Origin of the sequence: Massilia brevitalea (genome assembly GCF_030711405.1) — a bacterium.
GTDB classification, from domain to species: domain Bacteria; phylum Pseudomonadota; class Gammaproteobacteria; order Burkholderiales; family Burkholderiaceae_D; genus Telluria; species Telluria brevitalea.
The window spans coordinates 38,146-60,705 of record NZ_JAULSI010000015.1 but is presented as its reverse complement, the minus strand read 5'-3'; the positions used below and the strand labels follow the sequence as shown (position 1 = coordinate 60,705).

The window sequence follows — 22,560 nt, the reverse complement described above, 5'->3', positions numbered from 1 at the left end:
CCCGCAACCAAAAAGCCGAGGTGACCGGCTGATGGTTCTGGGTGTATATTGCTGGGCGAAACGACAACACCTCGGATTGACATGTCACCGGCTCTACTGTTCTGCATCCTGATCGGCTACTTCGCGCTCCTGCTCGGCGTGGCCTGGGCAACCTCCCGCAACGCCAACAACGACAGCTTCTTCATCGGTAACAAAAGCAGCAACTGGATGCTGGTCGCCTTCGGCATGGTCGGCACCACCCTGTCCGGCGCCACCTTCATCAGCGTGCCCGGCGCGGTCGGCAAGGATGCCTTCGGCTATGCGCAGATCCTGATCGGCTACGTGATCGGCTATATCGCCGTTGCGTACATCCTGCTGCCCCTGTACTACCGCCTGAAACTCACCTCGATCTACCATTACCTCGACGTACGCCTGGGCCGCCGCGCCTACCAGAGCGGGGCCGGGTTCTTCATCGTCTCGCGCCTGCTCGGCTCGACCGCACGGCTGTACCTTGTGGTGAACATTCTGCAAGCCATCATCCTCGACAGTCTGGGCATCCCGTTCTGGCTGACCACCCTGGTCATCCTGGGCATGATCCTGATGTACACCTACCAGGGCGGCGTGAAGACCATCGTCTGGACCGACACCCTGCAAACGAGCTGCATGCTGTTCGGCCTGTTCGCCTGCGTGTGGTTCCTGCTCGACGGGCTGGGCATGTCGATGACCGAAAGCCTGACCGCGATGCAGTCGCAAGGCCTGGCGCGCATTTTCACCACCGACTTCGATAGCCCGAACTACTGGCTGAAGCAGATCGTGGCCGGCATCTTCATCGTGCTTACCATGACCGGTATGGACCAGGAAATGATGCAGAAAACGATTTCGGTGAAAACCCTGAAGGATTCGCAAAAGAACCTGCTGAGCCTGACCGCGGTGCTGGTGGTCGTGCTCTCGATCTTCCTGTTCCTGGGCGGGCTGCTTTACCTGTACGCGCCAAGCGTGGGCGTGCTGGCGACCGGCGACAAGATCTTTCCAGCCGTGGTGATGGGACACCTGCCCGCCGCGGTGCAGATCATCTTCCTGATCGCCCTGGTCTCGGCCCTGTTTCCCAGCGCCGACGGCGCGATTACCGCGCTGACCTCGACCTTCTGCATCGACATCCTCGGCATCAAGCGCCGCCCGGACCTGAGCGTCGAGCGCCAGGAAGCGCTGCGCCGCCACGTCCACCTCGGCTTTGCCGCGCTGTTCCTGGTGCTGGTGATGGGCTTCAAGTGGATCGACGAGCCGAGCATGATCGTGATCATCCTGAAGCTGGCTGCCTACACCTATGGCCCGCTGCTCGGGCTGTTCGCCTTTGGCATGCTCACGCGCCGCACCCTGGTCGACCGCCTGGTGCCCTGGGTGACGATCGGCGCTCCGATTCTTTGTGCACTGCTTGAGCACTATCAACAGTATCTGCTGGGCAATTATCGCCTGGGCCTTGAACTGCTGATCCTGAATGGCATACTCGTCTTCGCCGGTTTGTTCGCGATCTCCCGCAGGGAGTCGCTGAACAAGACGGCTGTCGCAGCGTAATGTCTTAACCGCACCTGTCCCAAGCGCATACCAACCCTTTTAGCGGAGTTCCGATGTCCTTCAAGCCCCTGTCTTCCCTGCGCCGCGGTATCGGCGCGCTCTGGCGCGGCCTCGACGCCACGCGCCGCTTCGTGCTGAATTTCTTCTTCCTGCTGCTCGTGATCGTGCTCCTGATCGCCATCTTCAGCGGCGGTTCCAAGCCGCTGGCGGCCAAGACGGCGCTGGTGCTGGAACTGCGCGGCGACCTGGCCGAGCAGAACACCGGCAGCTTCAGCGATACCCTGGTCGGCAGCATCGGCGGCGAAACCCGCCGCACCATCCAGCTGCGCGATCTGCTCACCGTGCTGAACGCGGCCGCCAAGGACGACAAGGTCGGCAGCGTGGTGCTGCTGCTCGACGAGATGGACGGCGGTGGCCTGGCCCAGTTGCGCGAAGTCGGCGCCGCGATCGACCGCGTGAAAGCGGCCGGCAAGCGCGTGGTGGCCTGGGGCGGGGCCTACGACCAGAAGCGCTACCTGCTGGCTTCGCACGCCAACGAGGTGTATGTGCACCCGATGGGCATGGTGATGATCGAAGGCTTCGGCCGCCACCGCAACTACTACCGCGATGCCCTCGACAAGCTCGGCGTAACGGTGAACCTGATCAAGGTCGGCACCTACAAGAGCGCGGCCGAGCCGTATATCGCCAACGCCCCGTCGCAGGCGGCGCTGGAAGCGGACACCTATCTGTACGGCGACCTGTGGAACAACTACACAGCCCAGGTCGAGAAGAACCGCAAGCTGCCGCAAGGCGCCGTCGCACGCGGCATCGACCAGCTGCCGCAGCTGATGGAAGCGGCCGGCGGCAGCGCCGCCCAGGTGGCGCTGAACCAGAAGCTGGTGGACGGCATCAAGACCAAGGATGAAGTGCGCGCCATGATGATCAAGCGCGGCGTCTTCGACGAGTCGATCGACTCGTTCCGCCAGGTCTCGTTCAACGACTACCTGGGACGCAACCCGCAGCCGGTGCTGGGCGACGCGGTCGGCGTGATCGTGGCCGAAGGCGAGATCGTCGACGGCCAGGGCGGCCCCGGCGTGGTCGGCGGCGTCTCGACCGCCAACCAGATCCGCCGCGCGCGCGAAGACGACCAGATCAAGGCCGTGGTGCTGCGCGTGGATTCGCCCGGCGGCAGCGCCTACGCGTCGGAACTGATCCGGCGCGAGCTGGAACTCACGCGCGCGGCCGGTAAGCCAGTCGTGGTCTCGATGGGCAACGTCGCCGCTTCCGGCGGCTACTGGATCTCGATGGCGGCCGACGAAGTGATCGCCGACCCGGCCACCATCACCGGCTCGATCGGCGTGTTCGCCATCCTGCCGACGGCGGACAAGGTGGCCGACAAGCTGGGCGTGCGCACCGGCGGCTACACCACCACCTGGCTGGCCGACGCCTACAATCCGCTGCGTCCGATGGACCCGCGCTTCACCCAGCTGATCCAGTCCAGCATCAACCACGTGTACAAGGAGTTCACCACCAAGGCCGCCGTGGCGCGCAAGACCAGCGCCGCGAAGATCGACGAAGTGGGGCAGGGCCGCGTCTGGACCGGCGCCCAGGCCAAGGAGCGCGGCCTGGTCGATACCCTGGGCAGCTACGGCGACGCGCTGCGCTCGGCCGCCAGGCGCGCCAGGCTGGGCGACGACTTCCGCATCTCGTATGTCGAGCGTCCGGGCTCGAAGTTCGAGCGCTTCCTGGAAATGATGGGCGCCTCGACCCAGACCGCCCTCAACATCCAGGTCAAGCTGGGGATGCTGCCGGACGCCTTGCCGGCCGGTGCGGTCGCCGGCGTGGCCAAGGACCTGGGCTGGCTGAACGAGCTGGCCGACGGCAAGAAACCGTTTGCCGCCGTTACGCACTGCCTGTGCGAACTGCCGTGATCATGTAAGCTTCGCAGTGAATTTGTAACGGCTGTTACAAATGAAGGAGGCGGGCGCTGGGGTTCCAGCGCCCGTTTTCGTTTACGCCTGCGGCTAACTTCGCGCTTCGTTCGGCGATCTGTGTTAAACCGCGTAAAGACAGACCAGGCAAGGGCCGCGCACGCCGATTCCCCACGCTGAGCTATGTACGTTACGAAACATTCACTTGCACTGCTCCATGCTACATTCCAAGCAGATTCATTGTGCATTTGTCAGCAGGACCTCGTACAACAAGGATAAGCATGGATTCTCCCGTTTCGCCCAACAAGCCAGCCTTGACTCAGCCACAGCGCCAGCCTCCGCCACGTCCCAAGCGCAGCCGCTTAGTGGGCAGCATCGTCGCCATCCTGGCCATGATCGCGCTGGGCGCCCTGGCCTGGTACCTCACCCACCGCACGCCGGAAGGTGCGGGCGGTCCCGGCGCCCAGGGCGGCGCCGGTGCGCGCCAGGGCGGCGCGGCGGGCGGGCAGGGTGCGCGCGGGCCGGGCGGTCCTGGCGGCGGACGCGGCGGACCGGCCACCACGGTCGGCGTCGCCGCTGCCGAACAGATCGACTTGCCGGTCACGCTGGAAGCCCTGGGCACCGTGGTGCCGGCGGCGGTGGCCACCGTGCGTCCGCAAGTGTCGGGCGTCCTGCAAAAGATCAACTTCACCGAAGGCCAGGTCGTGCGCGCCGGCCAGGTCCTGGCCACCATCGATCCGCGCAGCTTCGAGATCGCCCTGCTGCAGGCCACCGGCCAGCGCCAGCGCGATGAAGCCCAGCTCGAAAGCGCGCGCCTGACGCTGTCGCGCTACCGCACCCTGCTGGAGCAGGACTCGATCGCGCGCCAGGAAGTCGATACCCAGGCGGCCCTGGTCAAGCAGCTGGAAGGCACCATCACCACCGACCGCGCCGCCGAGAACCAGGCGCGCCTGAACCTGAGCTACACGCAGGTGAAAGCGCCGATCGACGGCCGCGTCGGCCTGCGCACCGTGGACATCGGCAACCTGGTCGGCAGCGGCGACGCGAATGGTATCGCCGTGATCACCCAGTTCTCGCCGATCGACGTCGAATTCGCCGTGCCGCAGGACGGCGTGCCCGAGCTGCAAGGCCGCATCGTCGCGAATGCCACGCTGCCGGCGGTGGCGCTGGACCGTACCCGCACGGTCGAGCTGGCCCAGGGCCGCTTCGCCGCGCTCGACAACCAGGTCGACGTCCAGACCGGCACCGTGCGCGCCAAGGCCCGCTTCGAGAACAAGGACAGCAAGCTGTTCCCGAGCCAGTTCGTGAACCTGCGCCTGCAGGTACGCACGGTCGAGAATGCCGTCGTGGTGCCGGTAAACGCGCTGCGCCATGGCGCCAACGGCGACTTCGTGTTCGTGCTGAACGAGCAGGTCAGGACCGTGGCCATGCGCAGCGTGAAGCGCGGCCAGGCGACGGTCGACAAGATCCAGGTGACCGAAGGCCTGAAGCCGGGCGAGCGCGTGATCACCGAAGGCGCCGACCGCCTGAAGGATGGCGCAAAAGTGACCTTGCCGGGCGAACGTCCGCAAGGACAGGGCCAGCAGGGTGAACGTCCACGCCGCCAGCGTGAAGGAAACGCGCAATGATGATGGTTGTTGTGGGAGCGCTGTCATGAGCCCGTCCGGCCCCTTCATCCGCCGCCCGGTCGCCACGGCCCTGCTGATGCTGGCGATCGTGCTGGCCGGCCTGGTCGGCTACAAGTTCCTGCCGCTTTCCGCCTTGCCGCAGGTCGACTTCCCGACCATCCAGGTGCAGACCCTGTACCCGGGCGCCAGCCCCGAGGTCATGTCGCGCACCGTTACCGCGCCGCTGGAGCGCCAGTTCGGCCAGATGTCGGGCCTCTCGCGCATGAGTTCCACCAGCGCCGCCGGCGTCTCGATCGTCACGCTGCAGTTCGGCCTGGGACAGACGCTGGACGTGGCCGAGCAGGAAGTGCAGGCCGCAATCAATGCCGGCGGCTCGCTGCTGCCGGCCGACCTGCCGGCGCCGCCGGTCTACGCCAAGGTGAATCCGGCCGACGCGCCTGTGCTGACCCTGGCCATCACCTCGGACACGATTCCCCTCACCGAAGTGCAGAACCTGGTCAACACCCGCCTGGCGCTGAAGATCAGCCAGGTATCGGGCGTGGGCCTGGTGTCGCTGTCGGGCGGCCAGCGGCCTGCCGTGCGCATCCAGGCCGATACCGAGGCCCTGGCGTCCTACGGCCTGGGCCTCGATTCGCTGCGTACCGCCATCACGGCCGCCAACGCCAACAGCGCCAAGGGCAGCTTCGACGGCCCTTCGCGCGCCTACGCCATCAACGCCAACGACCAGCTGGTCACCGTCCCCGATTACAAGAACCTGATCGTCGCCTACCGCAACGGCGCGCCGGTGCGCCTGGAAAACGTCGCGACCGTGGTCGACAGCGCCGAGAACGTGCGCCTCGGCGCCTGGGCCAATTTGAAGCCGGCCATCATCCTGAACGTGCAGCGCCAGCCCGGCGCCAACGTGATCGCCACCGTGGACGCCATCAAGGAACGCCTGCCCGAGCTGCAGGCCGGCCTGCCGGCCTCCTTGCGCCTGGACGTGCTGAGCGACCGCACCACCGGCATCCGCGCCTCGGTCGAGCACGTGCAGATCGAACTGCTGCTGGCCGTGGTGCTGGTGGTGCTGGTGATCTTCGCCTTCCTGCACAGCATCCGCGCCACCGTGATCGCCAGCCTGGCGGTGCCGATCTCCCTGATCGGTTCCTTCGGCGTGATGTATTTGCTCGGGTACAGCTTGAATAATCTTTCGCTGATGGCGCTGACGATCGCCACCGGCTTCGTGGTCGACGATGCGATCGTCATGATCGAGAACATCGCGCGCTATATCGAGGAAGGCGAAAAGCCGATGGCCGCCGCCATCAAGGGCGCGGCGCAGATCGGCTTCACCATCATCTCGCTGACCGTGTCGCTGATCGCCGTGCTGATTCCGCTGCTGTTCATGGGCGACGTGGTCGGCCGCCTGTTCCGCGAATTCGCAGTCACCCTGGCGATTACCATCCTGATTTCCGGCGTGGTCTCGCTGACCCTGGTGCCGATGATGTCGGCGCGCTGGCTGCGCAGCCACGAGGAAGAAAAGCCGAGTAAATTTGCCGTGAAGACCCAGGCCTTTTTTGATCGCGTGATCGTCAAGTACGACCACGGCCTGGAGTGGGTGCTGGCGCGCCAGGGACTGACCCTGCTCGTCGCCCTGGCCACACTGGCGCTGACCGCCTTGCTGTGGGTAGTGATCCCGAAAGGCCTGTTCCCAATCCAGGACACGGGCCAGTTGCAGGCGCGCGTGGAAGCGCGCCAGGCGATCTCGTATGCGCGCATGGCCGAGATGCAGCAGGCCGCCGCAAAAGAAATTCTGGCCGATCCGGCCGTCGAATCGCTGGCCTCGAACGTGGGCGTGGACGCCGCCAACAACACTTTGCTGCACGCCGGCACCATGCTGATCAACCTGAAGCGCGACCGCGATGGCGACGTCGACGATATCATGACGCGCCTGAAGAACCGCGTGGCGAATGTGGCAGGCCTGACGCTGTACCTGCAGCCGACCCAGGACCTGACCATCGACGCCGAGAGCGGCCCGACCCAGTACCGCGTGTCGCTGGAAGGGGCCGACAACGCCACCGTCACCGAATGGGCGCACAAGCTGGTCGACCGCATGGCGCGGCAGAAGCAGCTGCGCAACGTGACCACCGACGCCGGCGCCATGGGGGCGGCGGCCGTGGTCCACATCGACCGCGACACCGCCTCGCGCCTGAACATCACCGCGTCCGCCATCGACGACGCCCTGTACAGCGCCTACGGCCAGCGCATCGTCTCGACCATCTTCACCGAAACCAACCAGTACCGCGTGATCCTGGAAGCCCAGCAGGACGAGGCGATGTCGCTGGCCAGCCTCGGGCGACTGCAACTGCGCACCGGTTCCGGCGAGCCGACGCCATTGTCGGCGGTGGCCACCATCCGCGAGGAAGAAGCGCCGCTGCAGGTGACCCACGTGGCGCAGTACCCGGCCACCACCATCGGCTTCGACACCGCGAACGGCGCCTCGCTCGGCCAGGCGGTCGATGCGATCCGCGCCGCGGCCAGCGACATCAAGCTGCCGCCGGCCGTCACGCTGACCTTCCTCGGCGCGTCCGGGGCGTATGAAAAATCGCTGTCGAACCAGCTGTGGCTGATCCTGGCGGCGGTGGTCTGCGTGTACATCGTGCTGGGCGTGCTGTACGAGAGCTACATCCACCCGCTGACGATTCTCTCCACGCTGCCGTCGGCCGGCGTCGGCGCGCTGCTGGCGCTGTGGGTGACGGGGCAGGGCCTGGGCGTGATCGGCATCATCGGCATCATCCTGCTGATCGGCATCGTGAAGAAGAACGCGATCATGATGATCGACTTCGCCATCGAGGCCGAGCGCGACGGGGGCAAGAGCCCGCATGACGCGATCCGCCAGGCGGCGCTGCTGCGCTTCCGCCCGATCCTGATGACGACGCTGGCCGCGCTGTTTGCCGCCGTGCCGCTGATGTTCGGCTGGGGCGAGGGCGCCGAGCTGCGCCGGCCTTTGGGCCTGGCCATCTTCGGCGGCCTGATCGTCAGCCAGCTGCTCACGCTGTTCACCACGCCGGTGATCTACCTGGCGTTCGACCGCACTGCGCGCCGCTGGTCGGGTAAAGCCCCGGCCAAGCCGAAAGAGGTCGGCGCATGAATTTGTCGAAACCCTTCGTCCAGCGCCCGATCGCGACCGTCCTGCTGACGCTCGGGCTGGCGCTGGCGGGGATTGCCGCCTTCTTCGTGCTGCCGGTGTCGCCGCTGCCGCAGGTGGATTTCCCGGCCATTTCCGTGTCGGCGTCCTTGCCCGGCGCCAGCCCGGAGACCATGGCCAGCAGCGTCGCCACGCCGCTCGAACGGAGACTCGGCGTGATTGCCGGCGTCAACGAGATGACCTCGAACTCGGGCAACGGCTCGACCCGCATCAATTTGCAGTTCGAACTGAACCGCAAGATCGACTCGGCCGCGCGCGAAGTGCAGGCCGCGATCAGCGCCTCGCGTGCCGACCTGCCGTCGACCTTGCGCAGCAATCCGACCTACCGCAAGGTCAATCCGTCGGACGCGCCGGTGATCATCCTGGCGCTGACTTCGAAAACCCGCTCGCCCGGCCAGATCTACGACGCGGTCTCGAACATCATCCAGCAGCGCCTGGCGCAGGTGCCGGGCGTGGGCGAGGTCGAGATCGGCGGCGGCTCGCTGCCGGCGGTGCGCGTGGAACTCAATCCCTACGCCCTGAACAAGCTGGGCGTGTCGGCCGAGGACGTGCGCGCCGCCATCCAGGCCAGCAACCCGAACCGCCCGAAGGGCGCGATCGAGGGCGGCGGCAACCGGCTGCAGATCTATTCGCAGGCCGACACGCCGAGCAATGGCCGCAGCGCCGCCGACTACCGCGACCTGGTGGTCGCCTGGCGCAACGGCGCCGCCGTGCGCCTGCTTGATGTGGCGAACGTCATCGACGGCCCGGAGAACATCAATACCCTGGGCCTGTTCAACGGCGAGCCGGCCGTGATCGTGCTGATCACGCGCCAGCCTGCCGCCAACGTGATCGAGACCGTGGACGGCGTGCGCGATCTGCTGCCGACGCTGCAGTCGCAGCTGCCGGGCGACATCACGCTGCAGGTGGCCTCGGACCGTACCAATTCGATCCGCTCCTCGCTGCACGAGATCGAGTTCACGCTGCTCATTTCGATTTTGCTGGTGGTGCTGGTTGTGAGCGTGTTCCTGCGCAGCGTGCGCGCGACCGTGATCCCGGCGGTGGCGACGGTCGTGTCGCTGCTCGGCACCTTCGGCGTCATGTGGATGTTCGGTTTCAGCCTGAACAATCTGTCGCTGATGGCGCTGACGGTGGCCACCGGCTTCGTCGTCGACGACGCCATCGTGGTGCTGGAAAACACCGCGCGCCACATCGAGAAGGGCATGGACCGCATGCAGGCTGCGCTGCTCGGCGCGCGCGAGGTTGGCTTCACGGTGCTGTCGATCAGTTTGTCGCTGGTGGCGGTCTTCATTCCGCTGCTGTTCATGGGCGGGCAGGTGGGCCGGCTGTTCCGCGAATTCGCGGTGACCTTATCAAGCGCCGTGATGATCTCGCTGGTGATTTCGCTCACCACCACGCCGATGATGTGCGCCTGGCTGCTGAAAAAGGGCCATACCATCGAGCGTCCGCCGGGACGCCTGGCGCGCTGGTCGGAGAATGGTTTCAACCGCCTGCTGAAGACCTACGAGCATGCGCTCGACTGGGCCCTGGCCAGCCGTGGTCTGGTGATGCTGATCCTGGCTTTCGTGGTGGCCCTGAACGTGTATCTGTTCTCGGCGGCGCCGAAGGGCTTCTTCCCGCAGCAGGATACGGGCCAGATCAACGGCGGCATCCGCGCCGACCAGAGCATCTCCTTCCAGGCGATGCAGGCCAAGATGCGCCAGCTGGTGAACATCATCAAGCGCGACCCTGCCGTGGACACCGTGGTCGGCTTCACCGGCGGCGGACGCGCTGGCGGCGGCTTCATGTTCATCAACCTGAAGCCGGCGTCCGAGCGCGACGTCAAGGGCCAGGCCGTGATCGCGCGGCTGCGGCCGCAACTGGCGAAGGTCACCGGCGTGTCGCTGTTCCTGAACCCGGTGCAGGACTTGCGCATGGGCGGGCGGTCCTCGAACTCGACTTACCAGTACACGCTGAAGAGCGACCGCAGTACCGACCTCAAGGTATGGGCAGCGCGGCTGGCCGACGCCATGAAGGCGCAGAAGGCGCTGGTGGATGTGGATACCGACCAGGCCGAGAACGGCGTCGAGATGTTCGTCACCATCGACAAGGACAGCGCCGCGCGCCTGGGCATCAGCACGCGCGACGTCGACAACGCCCTGTACAACAACTTCGGCCAGCGCCAGGTGGCGAACATCTACGATGAGCTGAACCAGTACCACGTGATCATGGGCGTGGCGCAGAAGTATGCGCAGTCGCCGGAAGCGCTGAAGGATGTGTACGTGCCGGCGCGGGCCAGCAACAGTGGCACGTCTACCGCATCGGCGGCGTCGTCCGGCACGGGTTCCGGCGTCTCGGCCACCGGCGCCATCAGCGCCAACGGCACGCCGACCCCGGCATCGAGTCTGACCGCCACGCGCGACGCCTCCAGCGGCTCGGCCCTGTCCAGCAGCGCCGCCAACATGGTGCCGCTGTCGGCGATTGCCAGCTTCGCCGAAAGCTCGACGCCGACTTCGGTGAACCACCAGGACGGCGAACTGGCGACCACCGTCTCCTTCAACCTGGCCGAAGGTTTCAATCTCGCCGATGGCCAGGCCGCCGTGCGCCAGGCCGAAGCCGACATCGCCATGCCGGCCAACGTGCGCGGCAGCTTCGAGGGCACGGCGCGCGCCGCCCAGGAATCGAACAAGGAGCAGCCGCTGCTGATCCTGGCGGCGATCGTGGTCATCTACATCGTGCTCGGCATCCTGTACGAAAGCCTGGTGCATCCGGTGACGGTGCTCTCGACCTTGCCGTCGGCCGGCGTCGGCGCGGTGCTGGCGCTGCTGCTGTTTAACATGGAGTTTTCCATCATCGCCCTGATCGGCGTGTTCCTGCTGATCGGTATCGTGAAAAAGAACGCGATCCTGATCATCGACTTCGCGCTGGAAGCCGAACGGGCGCGCGGGCTGAATGCGGTGGAAGCCGTACGCGAAGCCTGCCTGCTGCGCTTCCGCCCGATCCTGATGACGACCCTGGCGGCAGCGCTGGGGGCGCTGCCGCTGGCCATCGGCTTCGGCGAGGGTTCCGAGCTGCGCCAGCCGCTGGGCATCGCCATCATCGGCGGCCTGATCGCCAGCCAGCTGCTGACGCTCCTGACCACGCCGGTGGTCTACGTCCTGATGGACAAGCTGCGCCGCCGCACCCCCGAAGAACACGAGCTGACCCGCCATCCGCTCGAAGAAGAAGCTGTCCCGTCCCCATCGAAATGACCAAGCCTATGCGTGAACCGAAGCTCCTCCGCCTGTCCCTCCTGATCCTTGCCGCCGGCCTGGCCGGCTGCAGCGTCGGCCCCGCCTACCAGGTGCCAGGCACGCCCGAGCCTGCGGCCTTCAAGGAGTTGGCCGGGTGGGTGCCGGCGGCGCCCGCCGACGCGCTGGAACGGGGACCGTGGTGGCAGCTGTTCGAGGATCCCATCCTGAACGAACTGGCCGCCGGCATCGAGGTCTCGAACCAGAACGTGGCCGTGGCGGTGGCCAACTACGCGCAGGCGCGCGCCCTGGTGGCGCAGCAGCGCGCGGCGCTGTTCCCGTCGCTGAACCTGCAATTGAGCGGCGACCGTTCCGGCGTGCGCGGACAGGGCGCCGATACCGGCTACCGCCTGAACCTGGGCGGCAGCTGGGAGCCCGACGTCTGGGGGCGCCTGCGCGCCGGCGTCACCGGCGCCGAGGCCAGCGCCGCAGCCACGGCAGCCGACCTGGCCAGCGCGCGCCTGTCGGCGCAGGGCGAACTGGCGGCCAACTACTTCACCGTGCGCCAGCTCGACGCCACGCGTGCGCTGCTGGCCGACACGGTAGCCGGCTACGAGCGCGTGCTGCAGATCACGCAGAACCGCTTCAACGTCGGCATCGTGGCGCGCACCGATGTGCTGCAGGCCCAGACCCAGCTGGCCAGCGCCCGCAGCGATGAACTGGGCGTGGTGCGCCAGCGCGCCCAGGCCGAACACGCGATCGCGATTTTGCTCGGCCGCGCGCCGGCCGAGTTCACGCTAACGCCGCTGCCGGAATGGCGCGTGCGGGTGCCTGAGGTGCCGGTCGGCGTGCCGTCAACCCTGCTGCAGCGCCGTCCGGACATCGCCGCCGCCGAGCGCGACGTGGCTGCGGCGAACGCCGACATCGGCATCGCGCGCGCGGCCTATTTCCCGAACATCGGCTTGTCGGCCTCGGGCGGCACCGCGGGCAGCCGCGTGTCGGATCTGTTCTCGGCCTCGAGCGCGGCCTGGTCCTTCGGGCTGTCGGCGGCGCAGACCATCTTCAACGCCGGCGCCACCCGCGCCAGCGTGGCCGGCGCCGAGGCGCGCCAGCAGGCGGCAGCCGCGCGCTACCGCCAGACGGTGCTCACGGCCTTTGCCGATGTCGAGGACCAGTTGACGGCCACGCGCGTGCTGGCCCAGCAGCAGGACCTGCGCCGCCAGGCGGCCGAAGCGGCCAGCCTGGTCGAGCAGCAGATCCTGAACCAGTACAAGGCGGGGCAGGTGAGCTATACGGAAGTGGTGCAGGCGCAGGTGACGGCGCTGAACGCACGCCGCTCGCTGCTGCAGGTGCAGGCGGATCGGCAGACCGTGGCGGTGTCGCTGATCCAGTCGCTGGGTGGCGGGTGGCAGGTGGGCAGCCAACCTTAAAGACCAGCGGTTTACCGTAGGGTGGGCTCTCGAGCCCACGCGGTAGGGCGTATGCACACCCCAGCGCTACGCATACGCTGCACCGCGTGGGCTCAAGAGCCTTACGCGGCCCGGCCCGCCCCGCAAAATCAACACCTTGAAAAGCCGGTCCGCATGCCCACCTAGCGTTGACATTCACTCAACCCAAGGCCTGCCGTGTTCAACTTTCGCCATCCGAAACCCGTCGTCGACGGACGCGCCGTCGCGGTGCACGTCGTGCAGCAGAAGCAGGCCGCCAAGCCGCAGGCGACCGTGCTGGTGGTAGACACCAAGGCAGAACCGGCGCCCGTGCCGCCAACGGCAGGCACGAACGCGTCTACCAAAGCCTAGCTCAGGACCGTCGGCGCGCCAGCTGCACCCCGACCACGGCCGCCACCAGCGCCGCGCCGAGCGCCAGCTTCGCGTGTCCCTGCGGCTGCGGCCGCAGCCCGTGGCTGCGCAGGCCGTCCGCACTGCGCGGCGGCTTGTACATGCTGCCGGTGGTATTCCCGGCGCGGTCGGCGCGCCGGCTCCAGCTGTCGAGGAAGCGGCCCATCAGCGAGGTCGTGGCCGGCGAAGCCAGTTCGCCCAGCTTCAGCATCGAGGCCGGTGCGCCGATCACGGTGGTGGCGCGTGGCTTGCTGGCCAGCTTGACGACCGCATCGGCCACCGTTTCCGGGTCCAGCACGCCGGGCGGATAGGACAGCCGGGCGCCGGTGTAATTCCCCGCATGCTCGAAGCCGGGCGTGTCGACGAAGGTCGGGTACACGTCGCAGATGTGGATGTGCGGCTGGTCGCGCAATTCCCCGCGCAGGGCTTCGCTGAAGCCGCGCAGGCCGAACTTGCTGGCCGAGTAGGCCGCCGCGTACGGCGAGGCGATGAAGCCGCCGGCCGAGATCATGTTGACCCAGATGCCGTGGCCCTGGCGCCGGAAGATCGGCAGCACGGCGTGGGCGTCGTGCATGTGGCTGAGCAGGTTGGTCTCGACCACGCGCCGGTGGTCTTCCAGCGGCACGTCGTGGTACTTGCCGACCACGCCGATGCCGACGTCGCTGAACCAGAGGTCGATGTCGCCCAGGGTCTCGTGCGCCCTGGCGGCGAAGCGCACCACGGCATCGGCGTCGGTGACGTCGACGACTTTCGTCTCGACCATGCCGCCGGCTTCGCGGCAGCGCCAGGCGATGTCTTCCAGGCCTGCCTTGCCGCGCGCGCCGAGCACCAGGCGCGCACCCTGGCGCGCGAAAGCAATCGCGGTGGCGGCGCCGATGCCGCTCGATGCGCCGGTAATGACGACGCGGAGATGTGTCTGTTTCATCGTATCCGTCCTTGTTCGAAGGCCTGCACGCCGCTTCCGCTGGCGCACAGGCATGGTGGGATGAGCTCGCTACTGGGCATGGTGCCTTGATTGCGCTGCACGGGTCGCACGGCTTGCCCTGGCGCGGCCGCCCGGGACCGCTCCAGCCCAGCTGGTATCATCCTGACAGCCCGACCGCCGTCCAACCGCTTCTCCGCCCCGCATGCCGATGTTTCCCCTGTTCGCCCGCCACAAGCGCCATGTCGCGCGCTGCCTGTCTGTTTTTCTTTGTTTGCTGCTGGCGGCGCAGGCCGGTGCGGCAAGCCCGGAGCGCACGCTGGCCCAGCGCGAGCACACCGCCTGGACCGAACGCAGCGGCGCACCCGAGCGCGTATCGTCCTTTGCGCAGACCGCCGACGGCTGGCTGTGGCTCTGCACCCCGCGCGGGCTGTTCCGCTTCGACGGCATGCGCTTCGAGCAGGTGCAGCCGGCGTTCGCGCAGCGCTTTCCCGACACCGACGTGTATGCCCTGCATGCCGATCCTGCCGGCGGCCTGTGGATAGGATGGCGCACCGGCGGCATCCGCCACCTGCGCGACGGTGCTGTACGCAACTGGAGCGCCAAGGACGGCCTGCCGCATGGATCGATCTGGGGTTTCGCGCAAGACGGGCAGGGCCTGTGGGCCGCGGGGCTGGACGGCCTGGCCTGGTTCGACGGGACCGCCTGGAAGCGCATCGGGGAGGAGCAGGGCTTCAGTGCGCGCAAGGCGTCCTCGGTATTCGTCTCGGCCGACGGCACGGTCGCCGTACTCAGCGAACTGGGCCTGTTCCTGCGCGCGCCGGGCGCCCGGCGCTTCACCGGCCCGGTCGGCAAGCTCGATGCGCGCCAGCCCTTCTTGCAGCGCCGCCATGCCGACACCTGCTGCCGCATCGCCGAAGAAGCCCTGCGCAATGCCTGCCGCCATGGCGCCGCCGCGCATGTCGCCATGACCTTGGGCCGTGCTGGCGACGAGCTCACGCTGGCGGTGCGCGACGACGGTATCGGGATCGGCAGCGACCTGCTCAAGGCCGGGAAGCAGGGGCATTGGGGCCTGGCCGGCATGCACGAGCGTGCGCTGCTCGCAGGCGGCCGCCTGGACATCGTCACCGGAACGGGAACGGGCACCGAATTGACACTGCAACTGCCGCTGGCGAAGGGCGTGCATCCCAGCTACTGACCCCGGGGTCAGCAATCGTGCGCGTTGTTATTCTGATATTGGCGATAATAAAGTACTGCCGCGTCAAGACATAGTCTGGCGGGCAATCCTGAACAACACTTTATTCATCGGAGAATCCATGTCCCGCCTCGTCACGCGCGCCGCCCGTCCATCCCTGACCATCCTGAAAGCCGCCATCCTGTTCGGCGCCACCGCGGCCGGTATGGCGCAGGCCCAGCAGTCGCCCGCGCTCGACCGCATGAGCCTGTCGGCCGGCGCCTTCTATGCCGATCCGAAGATCCAGCTCGGCGGCGACACCCGCTACGGCCGCCTCGACACGCCCAACGAAAAGATCGGCCACGACACCCTGCCGCGCGTGAAGGCCGAGCTGCTGTTCGGCGACAGCCACGGCCTGTCGTTCGACTACTTCCGCTTCAGCAAAGGCTACGGCGCCACGGTCGACGGCGACACCGAGTACGAGGGCCGCCCGGTCAGCGGCACCATCAGCGCGAACGCCAGCCTGCGCGTGGAGATGGCGCGCCTGGCCTACAAATACTGGTTCGGGAAAGAGAAGAACGCCTTCGGCGTCGGCCTGGGCGCGGCCTACCTGCGCGCCAAGATCTCGGGCTCGGGCGATGCCAACGTGAGCGCCGCGGCGCCGGTGGAAAACTATTCCTGGAGCGGCTCGGGCTCGGCCAGCGACAACGTCTGGGCGCCGACCGTCGAACTGTCGTGGCGCCATGCCCTCAACGACAAGGTGCGCGTGTTCGCCGAAGCCGGCGGCATCAAGAAGAACGGCGGCCGCGTCGAGGGCAAGGTCTACAACGGTTCTGCCGGCGTCGAGTGGGCGTTCGCGAAGAACGTCAGCCTGGTCGCCGACTACGGCATCCAGAAGATCGACCTGCACCGCAACGGCGAACGCACCGCCGACCTCGACCTGAAACTGACCGGCCCATCGGCCTTCGTCAAGGTCCGCTTCTAACAGCGGCGTCTGTTTCAAACAACCGGGGTCAAGTCTGCCATCCAGACACGAGCTCAGCCTTGATACGGGCGAATACCTGTATTACGGCTGAGGCCGTGTCTGCTTGGCAGACTTGACCCCCGTTTGTTTATTGCGACAGGTGTTCATTCGTCGCTGTCAGGCGGCGCGATTGGCGTGACGCGGATGCCGCGCCGCGCCAGGGCTTCGCGCAGCAGGAACTCGATTTCCGCGTTCACGCTGCGCAGGTCGTTGGCGGCCAGGCGCTGCAGCTGCTCCCACAGGGCGGGGTCGATGCGCAGCGGGTAGGATTTTTTGCCGGGACTTGCCATCCGGTTTGCCTTTACTGTGCCCCGACCTTATTGGTACAGGGTGCCGGTGTTCACGATCGGCTGGGTCTCGCGGTCCGAGCACAGCACCACCAGCAGGTTGCTCACCATCGCCGCCTTGCGCTCGCTGTCGAGTTCGACGATCCCGCGCTCGGCCAGCCCCTTCAATGCTTCTTCCACCATGCCGACCGCGCCGCGCACGATCTGGGCGCGTGCGCTGATGATCGCCTGCGCCTGCTGGCGGCGCAGCATCACCTGGGCGATTTCCGGGGCGTAGGCCAGGTGGGTCAGCTTGGCGTCCACCGTTTCCACACCGGCCGCCTCGAAGCGCTCGGTCAACTCGGTGCGCAGCGCCAGGGCCACCTCGGACGCGCCGCCGCGCAGGGTCATCTCGCCGGGCGCGAGGTCTTCGCCTTCGTCATACGCATATTGCGAGGCCAGGTGGCGCAGCGCCGCTTCGGCCTGCACCGCCACGTAGCGCTCGTAGCTGTCGACCTCGAACATGGCCTGCGCCGTATCGCGCACGCGCCACACCACGGCGGCCGCGATCTCGACCGGGTTGCCGCGCTTGTCGTTGACCTTCAGGGTCGGGATGTTCAGGTTGCGCGCCCGTACGCTCAGCTTGTGCTTGCGGTATAGCGGGAAGGCCCAGCGCAGGCCTTCGCTGCGGTCGGTGCCGACGTAGCGGCCGAACAGGGTCAGCACGACGCTTTCGTTCGGCTGCAGCATGTACAGGCCGGCCAGCACGACCACGCCCAGCACCACCAGCAGAATGCCGATTGGCCCCGCCGCGCGCAGCACCAAACCGCCCGCTGCGATGGCCAGCAGGCCGCCGGCAAAGGCCATGTAGCCGTTCAGCGACGCGAGCGGGGTTTCGTGACGCTTGTGGGACGACATTCCTTGGGGCGACGTTCCTTGGGTGGACATATGCTGGTCTCCGATGTGATCTAAAAGTGATATCACTTTAAGATCTCTTTTCTTTTTCGTCAAGAAAGATTTTGGATCGCCTCGACGGCCCGCCACGGCAGGCGCAGGCATGCATATTCCGCGAATCCTGCGGCTCAGCTGCGCTTTTGTGCAGTCCGTCACAATCCCCACACATTGCTTTTTATTAACGCTACATTATCGATAACAAATAACAGTCCCGGTCCGTCCTGAAGAACCGGGCACCGAACGACCAAACTACCTGGAGAACCAGCCGATGTTGTCAATTAAGCAGCTCAACAAGACCTACGCGAACGGCGTCAAGGCCATCAACGATGTCAGCCTCGATATCCCGAACGGCATGTTCGGCCTGCTCGGTCCGAACGGCGCCGGCAAGTCCTCGCTGATGCGCACCATCGCCACGCTGCAGGACCCGGACAGCGGCAGCATCCATTTCAACGGCATCGACGTCCTGCAGGACAAAGAAGGGCTGCTGCGCCAGCTCGGCTACCTGCCGCAGGACTTCGGCGTGTATCCGAAGGTGAGTGCGGAAAAACTGCTGAACCACTTCGCCGTCCTGAAAGGGCTGACGCACAAGGGCGAGCGCAAGGAAGCGGTCGAGGCGCTGCTCCAGCAGACCAATCTGTGGGAAGCACGCAAGCGCGCCCTCGGCACCTATTCGGGCGGCATGCGCCAGCGCTTCGGCATTGCCCAGGCCCTGCTCGGCGCGCCGCGCCTGGTGATCGTCGACGAGCCGACCGCCGGCCTCGATCCCGACGAGCGCAACCGCTTCCTGAATTTGCTGGCCAAGATCGGCGAGCAGGTGGTGGTCATCCTGTCGACCCACATCGTCGAGGACGTGACCGATCTCTGCCCGCGCATGGCGATGATCGCCAGGGGCACCGTGCTGCTGCAGGGCGAGCCGCAGGCCGCGATCGACACGCTGAAGAACCGGGTGTGGCGCCGCACCGTCAGCCAGGACGCGCTGGCGGAATACCAGGATCGCTTCAACGTGCTGTCGACGCGCCTGGTGGCCGGCCGGCCGCAGATCAACGTGTATGCCGAGTCGCAGCCGGACGACGGTTTTACCAGCGTCGAGCCGGACCTGGAAGACGTGTACTTCCTCCAGATCCGGAGCGCAGGGCGCGCCGCGCAGTCCAAGGCTGCGGCGCCAATGGCGAACGCACCAGTCACGGCATAAGGAGCGGGCATGTTCAGGGAATTCTTCACATTCGAGCTGGGCACGCAACTGCGCCAGCCGCTGCTCTGGGTCTGCGCCTTGCTGTTCGGCGCATTCGCCTTTGGCGCCACCACCACCGACGCCATCCAGGTCGGCGGCGCCATCGGCAACGTCAACCGCAATGCGCCGCTGGTCATCGCCCAGCTGCTGAGCGTATTCAGTTTGATCTCGATGTTCGTGGTCACCATCTTCATCGCCGGCACCGTGCTGCGCGACAGCGAAGTCGGCATCTCCGACATGCTGTTCGCCACGCCGATGAAAAAGCACGACTACCTGGGCGGACGCTTCGTCGCCGGCCTGGTGGCCTGCCTGTTCATCTTCGCCGTCATCGTTTGCGGCATGATGCTCGGCCCGCTGATGCCCTGGGTCGACAGCGCGCGCGTCGGGCCCTTCGCCGGCGGCGCCTACCTCTGGTCGCTCGGCGTGATCGTGGTGCCGAATTTGTTCTTCATCGGCGCCTTCCTGATGCTGCTGGCCGCAACCACGCGCTCGATCCTGATGGTGTACGTGGGCGTGCTGGCCTTTTTCGTGTTGTGGATCGTGGCCGGCAGCTTCACCTCGAACATCGACAACGAATGGGTCGCCGTGCTGACCGACCCCTTCGGCGTACGCGCCCTGAGCCGCGCCACGCGCTACTTCTCCACCGCCGATGCGAATGCCGGCCTGCCCGATTTCGCCGGCTACATCCTGGCCAACCGCGCGCTGTGGGCGGCCGTGGCGCTGGCATTGTTCGGCCTGACCCTGGCGCTGTTCAAGCCGCAGCGTGCGGGCACCGGCAAGCGCCTGTTCGGTAAAGCCAAGGCACAGGTTGCGAGCGCGCCCGTACCAGCCAATCTGGCGCTGCCGCGCACGACTCCGCGCTTCACGGCCGCCACGCGCTGGACCCAGTGCCGGCACATCTTCCTGTTTGATGCCGCCGCCGTCTTCAGGAGCGTGCCTTTCCTGGTGATGCTGCTGCTCGGCGTGCTGAACATGGTCGGCAGTGCGAGCCAGATGGGACGCATGTTCGGCACCGACGTGTATGCGACGACCTCGATGATGCTGGGCGTCCTGAACAGCAGCTTCACCTTCCTGCTCCTGATCATCGTCACCTTCTACGCGGGCGAACTGATTTTCAAGGAACGGCAAGTGAAAATCGCCGACGTGAACGACGCCATGCCGGTGCCGAACTGGGCGCCGCTGGTGGCCAAGAGCCTGGCGCTGGCCGGCGTGGTGCTGGCCTTCCTGTTCACCGGCATCCTGGCCGCGATCGCGATCCAGCTGGTGCGCGGCGGCGCGCCGGTGGAGTTCGGCCTGTACGTGCAGGGCATGCTGATCTCGGGCGTTCCCTTCATCCTGATGGGCCTGATCGCCATCGTCCTGCAAGTCGTCACCAACAACAAGTTCATCGGCTATGGCCTGATGATCGTGTTCATGGTGTGGCAGGTCGTCGCCGGCGTCATGCGCCTCGACCACAACCTGTACAACATCGCCGGCCTGCCGGCGACGCCGTATTCGGACATGAACGGCTACGGCCACTTCCTTGCGGGCTGGGCCTGGTTTGCGCTGTACTGGACCCTGTTCGTGGTGGGCGCGCTGATCGTGGCCCAGGCCTTCTGGGTACGCGGGCTGTCGCTCGACTGGCGCACCCGCGTGCGCACTGCCGGCCGCCGCCTGAAGGGTCCATCCGGTGCGGCGCTGGCAGCATGCATGCTGGCCTTTGCCGGCGTCGGCGCCTGGATCCTCCACAACACGAACACCCTGGCGCGTTACGAAGCCGGCGACGTGGCGATGGACAAGCAGGCCGACTACGAAAAGACCTACCGCAAGTACAAGGACCTGCCGCACGCGAAGATCACCGACGTGCGCGCCGAGGTCGACATCTATCCGGAAGAGCGCCGCGTCGCCATCCGCGGCCACTACGTCCTCGAGAACAAGACCAGCCAGCCGCTCGACACCCTGCGCCTGCAGACGAATGCCGACGTGACGACCACCTTCGTCGGCCTGCCTGCGCACAAGGTCGAGCTGGACGACAGGAAGTTCGGCTTCCGGATCATCAAGCTGGCCCAGGCGATGGCGCCGGGCGCGCGCCTGCCGCTGGACTTCGCGGTCGACGTGCGCCGTCCCGGTTTCACCAACGGCGGCACGCCCGACACGATCAACCTGAACGGCACCTTCTTCAACAACCGCGCCTTCTTCCCGCTGGTGGGCTACCAGAGCGACTTCGAGCTGACCGACCGTAACGAGCGCCGCAAGCGCGGCCTGGGCGAACCCGAGCGCATGGCCAGGCTGGAAGACAAGGCGGCGCGCGCCAACTCGATGTTCGGGGCCGACGCCGACTGGATCAACTTCGAGACCACGGTGTCGACCACCGGCAGCCAGATTGCGCTGGCGCCGGGCTACCTGCAAAAGACCTGGAAGGAAAACGGCCGCAACTACTACCAGTACAAGATGGACCAGAAGATGATGCCGTTCTTCGCCTACCTGTCGGCCGACTGGCAGGTGAAGAAGGGCGAGTGGAAGGGCATCCCGATCGAGATCTACCACGACAAAAAGCATGCGTATAACGTCGACCGCATGATCGCCGGCACGCAAAAGGCGCTGGACTACTTCACGACCCAGTTCACGCCTTACCAGCACAAGCAGGTGCGCATCCTGGAGTTCCCGAACTACGCGAGCTTTGCGCAGTCGTTCGCGAACACGATCCCGTTCTCGGAATCGATCGGCTTCATCGCCGACCTGCGCGACAAGGAAGACCTGGACTACGTGTTCTACGTGACGGCCCACGAAATGGCGCACCAGTGGTGGGGCCACCAGGTGACGGCCGCCAACGTGCAGGGCGCGAGCATGCTGATCGAGTCGCTGTCGCAGTACTCGGCGCTGATGGTGATGGAGAAGGAATACGGCCGCGGCCAGATGCGCCAGTTCCTGCGCTATGAACTCGACCGCTACCTGAGCTCGCGCGGCGGCGAACTGATCGAGGAACTGCCGCTCGTGCGCGTGGAGAACCAGGCCTACATCCACTACCGCAAGGGCAGCCTGGTGTTCTACCGCCTGCGCGACGAGATCGGCGAGGAAGCCGTGAACCGCGCCCTGAAGCGCTTCCTGCAGGACAAGGGCTACCAGGAGTCGCCGTTCACGACGTCCGCCGAACTGCTCGACTACATCCGCGCCGAAGCGCCGCCGGCCAAGCACGCGCTGATTGCCGACCTGTTCGAGAAGATCGTCTTCTACGATAACCGCGTGCTCGAAGCGAGTGCGAAAAAGCGCAGCGACGGCCAGTGGGACGTGACCATGAAGCTGCACCTGGCCAAGATGGAAGCCGACGGCAAGGGCAAGGAAACCGTACGCGCCTACGACGAGCCGGTGGAAATCGGCATCTTCGCTCGCGCCAGGGGCGCCAAGGAAGCGGACGAAAAAGTCCTGTTGCTGGACAAGCGTGCGCTCGCTGGCGAGAACCCGGTGGTGACCGTGACGGTGAAGGAGCAGCCGTTCGAAGTCGGCGTCGACCCGTACAACAAGATGATCGACCGGGTCTCGCGCGACAACCGCAAGGAAGTCAGTATCGACTAAGCTAAAAAACAACAGGGGTCAAGTCTGCCATCCTGACACGGCCTCTGCTTTAGCTCCAGCATCGCAGCGCGCTTGCCCCGCCGGTTGCCACCAGCTGGTGGACAAGGATGCGGGCTGGCC

At 66.4% G+C, this 22,560-nt stretch carries 14 protein-coding genes; 11 read left to right on the top strand and 3 right to left on the bottom strand.

Annotated features, from left to right (window positions below):
- Positions 1-81 precede the first annotated feature (81 nt).
- From QWL29_RS11475 to QWL29_RS11445, 7 genes are all read left to right on the top strand, one after another.
- On the top strand, positions 82-1,551 hold the full coding sequence (locus tag QWL29_RS11475) for a sodium:solute symporter (protein WP_305823026.1): 1,470 nt from the start codon (positions 82-84) through the stop codon (positions 1,549-1,551).
- Between the two features lie 53 nt (positions 1,552-1,604).
- The gene (gene sppA, locus QWL29_RS11470; RefSeq protein ID WP_305823025.1) at positions 1,605-3,461 is read left to right on the top strand and encodes a signal peptide peptidase SppA; all 1,857 of its coding nucleotides are present in this window, start codon (positions 1,605-1,607) and stop codon (positions 3,459-3,461) included.
- Positions 3,462-3,742: 281 nt separating this feature from the next.
- The gene (locus QWL29_RS11465; protein WP_305823024.1) at positions 3,743-5,089 is read left to right on the top strand and encodes an efflux RND transporter periplasmic adaptor subunit; all 1,347 of its coding nucleotides are present in this window, start codon (positions 3,743-3,745) and stop codon (positions 5,087-5,089) included.
- A 25-nt stretch (positions 5,090-5,114) separates the two neighbouring features.
- The gene (locus QWL29_RS11460; RefSeq protein ID WP_305823023.1) at positions 5,115-8,213 is read left to right on the top strand and encodes an efflux RND transporter permease subunit; all 3,099 of its coding nucleotides are present in this window, start codon (positions 5,115-5,117) and stop codon (positions 8,211-8,213) included.
- Entirely contained in the window at positions 8,210-11,500 is a 3,291-nt protein-coding gene (locus tag QWL29_RS11455; RefSeq protein WP_305823022.1) for an efflux RND transporter permease subunit, read from the top strand. The genes QWL29_RS11460 and QWL29_RS11455 overlap by 4 nt, the downstream gene beginning before the upstream one ends.
- 8 nt (positions 11,501-11,508) lie before the next feature.
- Entirely contained in the window at positions 11,509-12,909 is a 1,401-nt protein-coding gene (locus QWL29_RS11450) for an efflux transporter outer membrane subunit (RefSeq protein ID WP_305823021.1), read from the top strand.
- A gap of 195 nt (positions 12,910-13,104) precedes the next feature.
- A complete protein-coding gene (locus QWL29_RS11445; RefSeq protein WP_305823020.1) occupies positions 13,105-13,278 on the top strand; it encodes a hypothetical protein in 174 nt (57 codons plus the stop codon).
- A 1-nt stretch (position 13,279) separates the two neighbouring features.
- On the opposite strand, the gene QWL29_RS11440 is transcribed toward QWL29_RS11445, so the two are convergent.
- Positions 13,280-14,242: an SDR family oxidoreductase gene (locus QWL29_RS11440; RefSeq protein ID WP_305823019.1), complete on the bottom strand. Its 963-nt coding sequence runs from the start codon at positions 14,240-14,242 to the stop codon at positions 13,280-13,282.
- Between the two features lie 202 nt (positions 14,243-14,444).
- Between QWL29_RS11440 and QWL29_RS11435 the strand changes: the two genes are divergently transcribed.
- Together QWL29_RS11435 and QWL29_RS11430 are read left to right on the top strand one after the other, a co-directional pair.
- Positions 14,445-15,437, top strand: a complete 993-nt coding sequence (locus QWL29_RS11435) for an ATP-binding protein (protein ID WP_305823018.1) — start codon at positions 14,445-14,447, stop codon at positions 15,435-15,437.
- Between the two features lie 118 nt (positions 15,438-15,555).
- A complete protein-coding gene (locus QWL29_RS11430) occupies positions 15,556-16,398 on the top strand; it encodes an autotransporter domain-containing protein (protein ID WP_305823017.1) in 843 nt (280 codons plus the stop codon).
- A gap of 143 nt (positions 16,399-16,541) precedes the next feature.
- On the opposite strand, the gene QWL29_RS11425 is transcribed toward QWL29_RS11430, so the two are convergent.
- Positions 16,542-16,727 (bottom strand): type II toxin-antitoxin system antitoxin, encoded by a 186-nt coding sequence (locus tag QWL29_RS11425; RefSeq protein WP_305823016.1) that lies wholly within the window; start codon positions 16,725-16,727, stop codon positions 16,542-16,544.
- Between the two features lie 27 nt (positions 16,728-16,754).
- Positions 16,755-17,621 carry an SPFH domain-containing protein gene (locus QWL29_RS11420; protein WP_305823015.1) on the bottom strand — a complete coding sequence of 289 codons (867 nt, stop codon included), beginning with the start codon at positions 17,619-17,621 and terminating at the stop codon, positions 16,755-16,757.
- Positions 17,622-17,925: 304 nt separating this feature from the next.
- Between QWL29_RS11420 and QWL29_RS11415 the strand changes: the two genes are divergently transcribed.
- Together QWL29_RS11415 and QWL29_RS11410 are read left to right on the top strand one after the other, a co-directional pair.
- Positions 17,926-18,849: an ABC transporter ATP-binding protein gene (locus tag QWL29_RS11415; RefSeq protein ID WP_305823014.1), complete on the top strand. Its 924-nt coding sequence runs from the start codon at positions 17,926-17,928 to the stop codon at positions 18,847-18,849.
- Positions 18,850-18,858: 9 nt separating this feature from the next.
- Positions 18,859-22,440, top strand: coding sequence for a M1 family aminopeptidase (locus QWL29_RS11410; protein ID WP_305823013.1), 3,582 nt, complete (start codon positions 18,859-18,861; stop codon positions 22,438-22,440).
- Positions 22,441-22,560 lie beyond the last annotated feature (120 nt).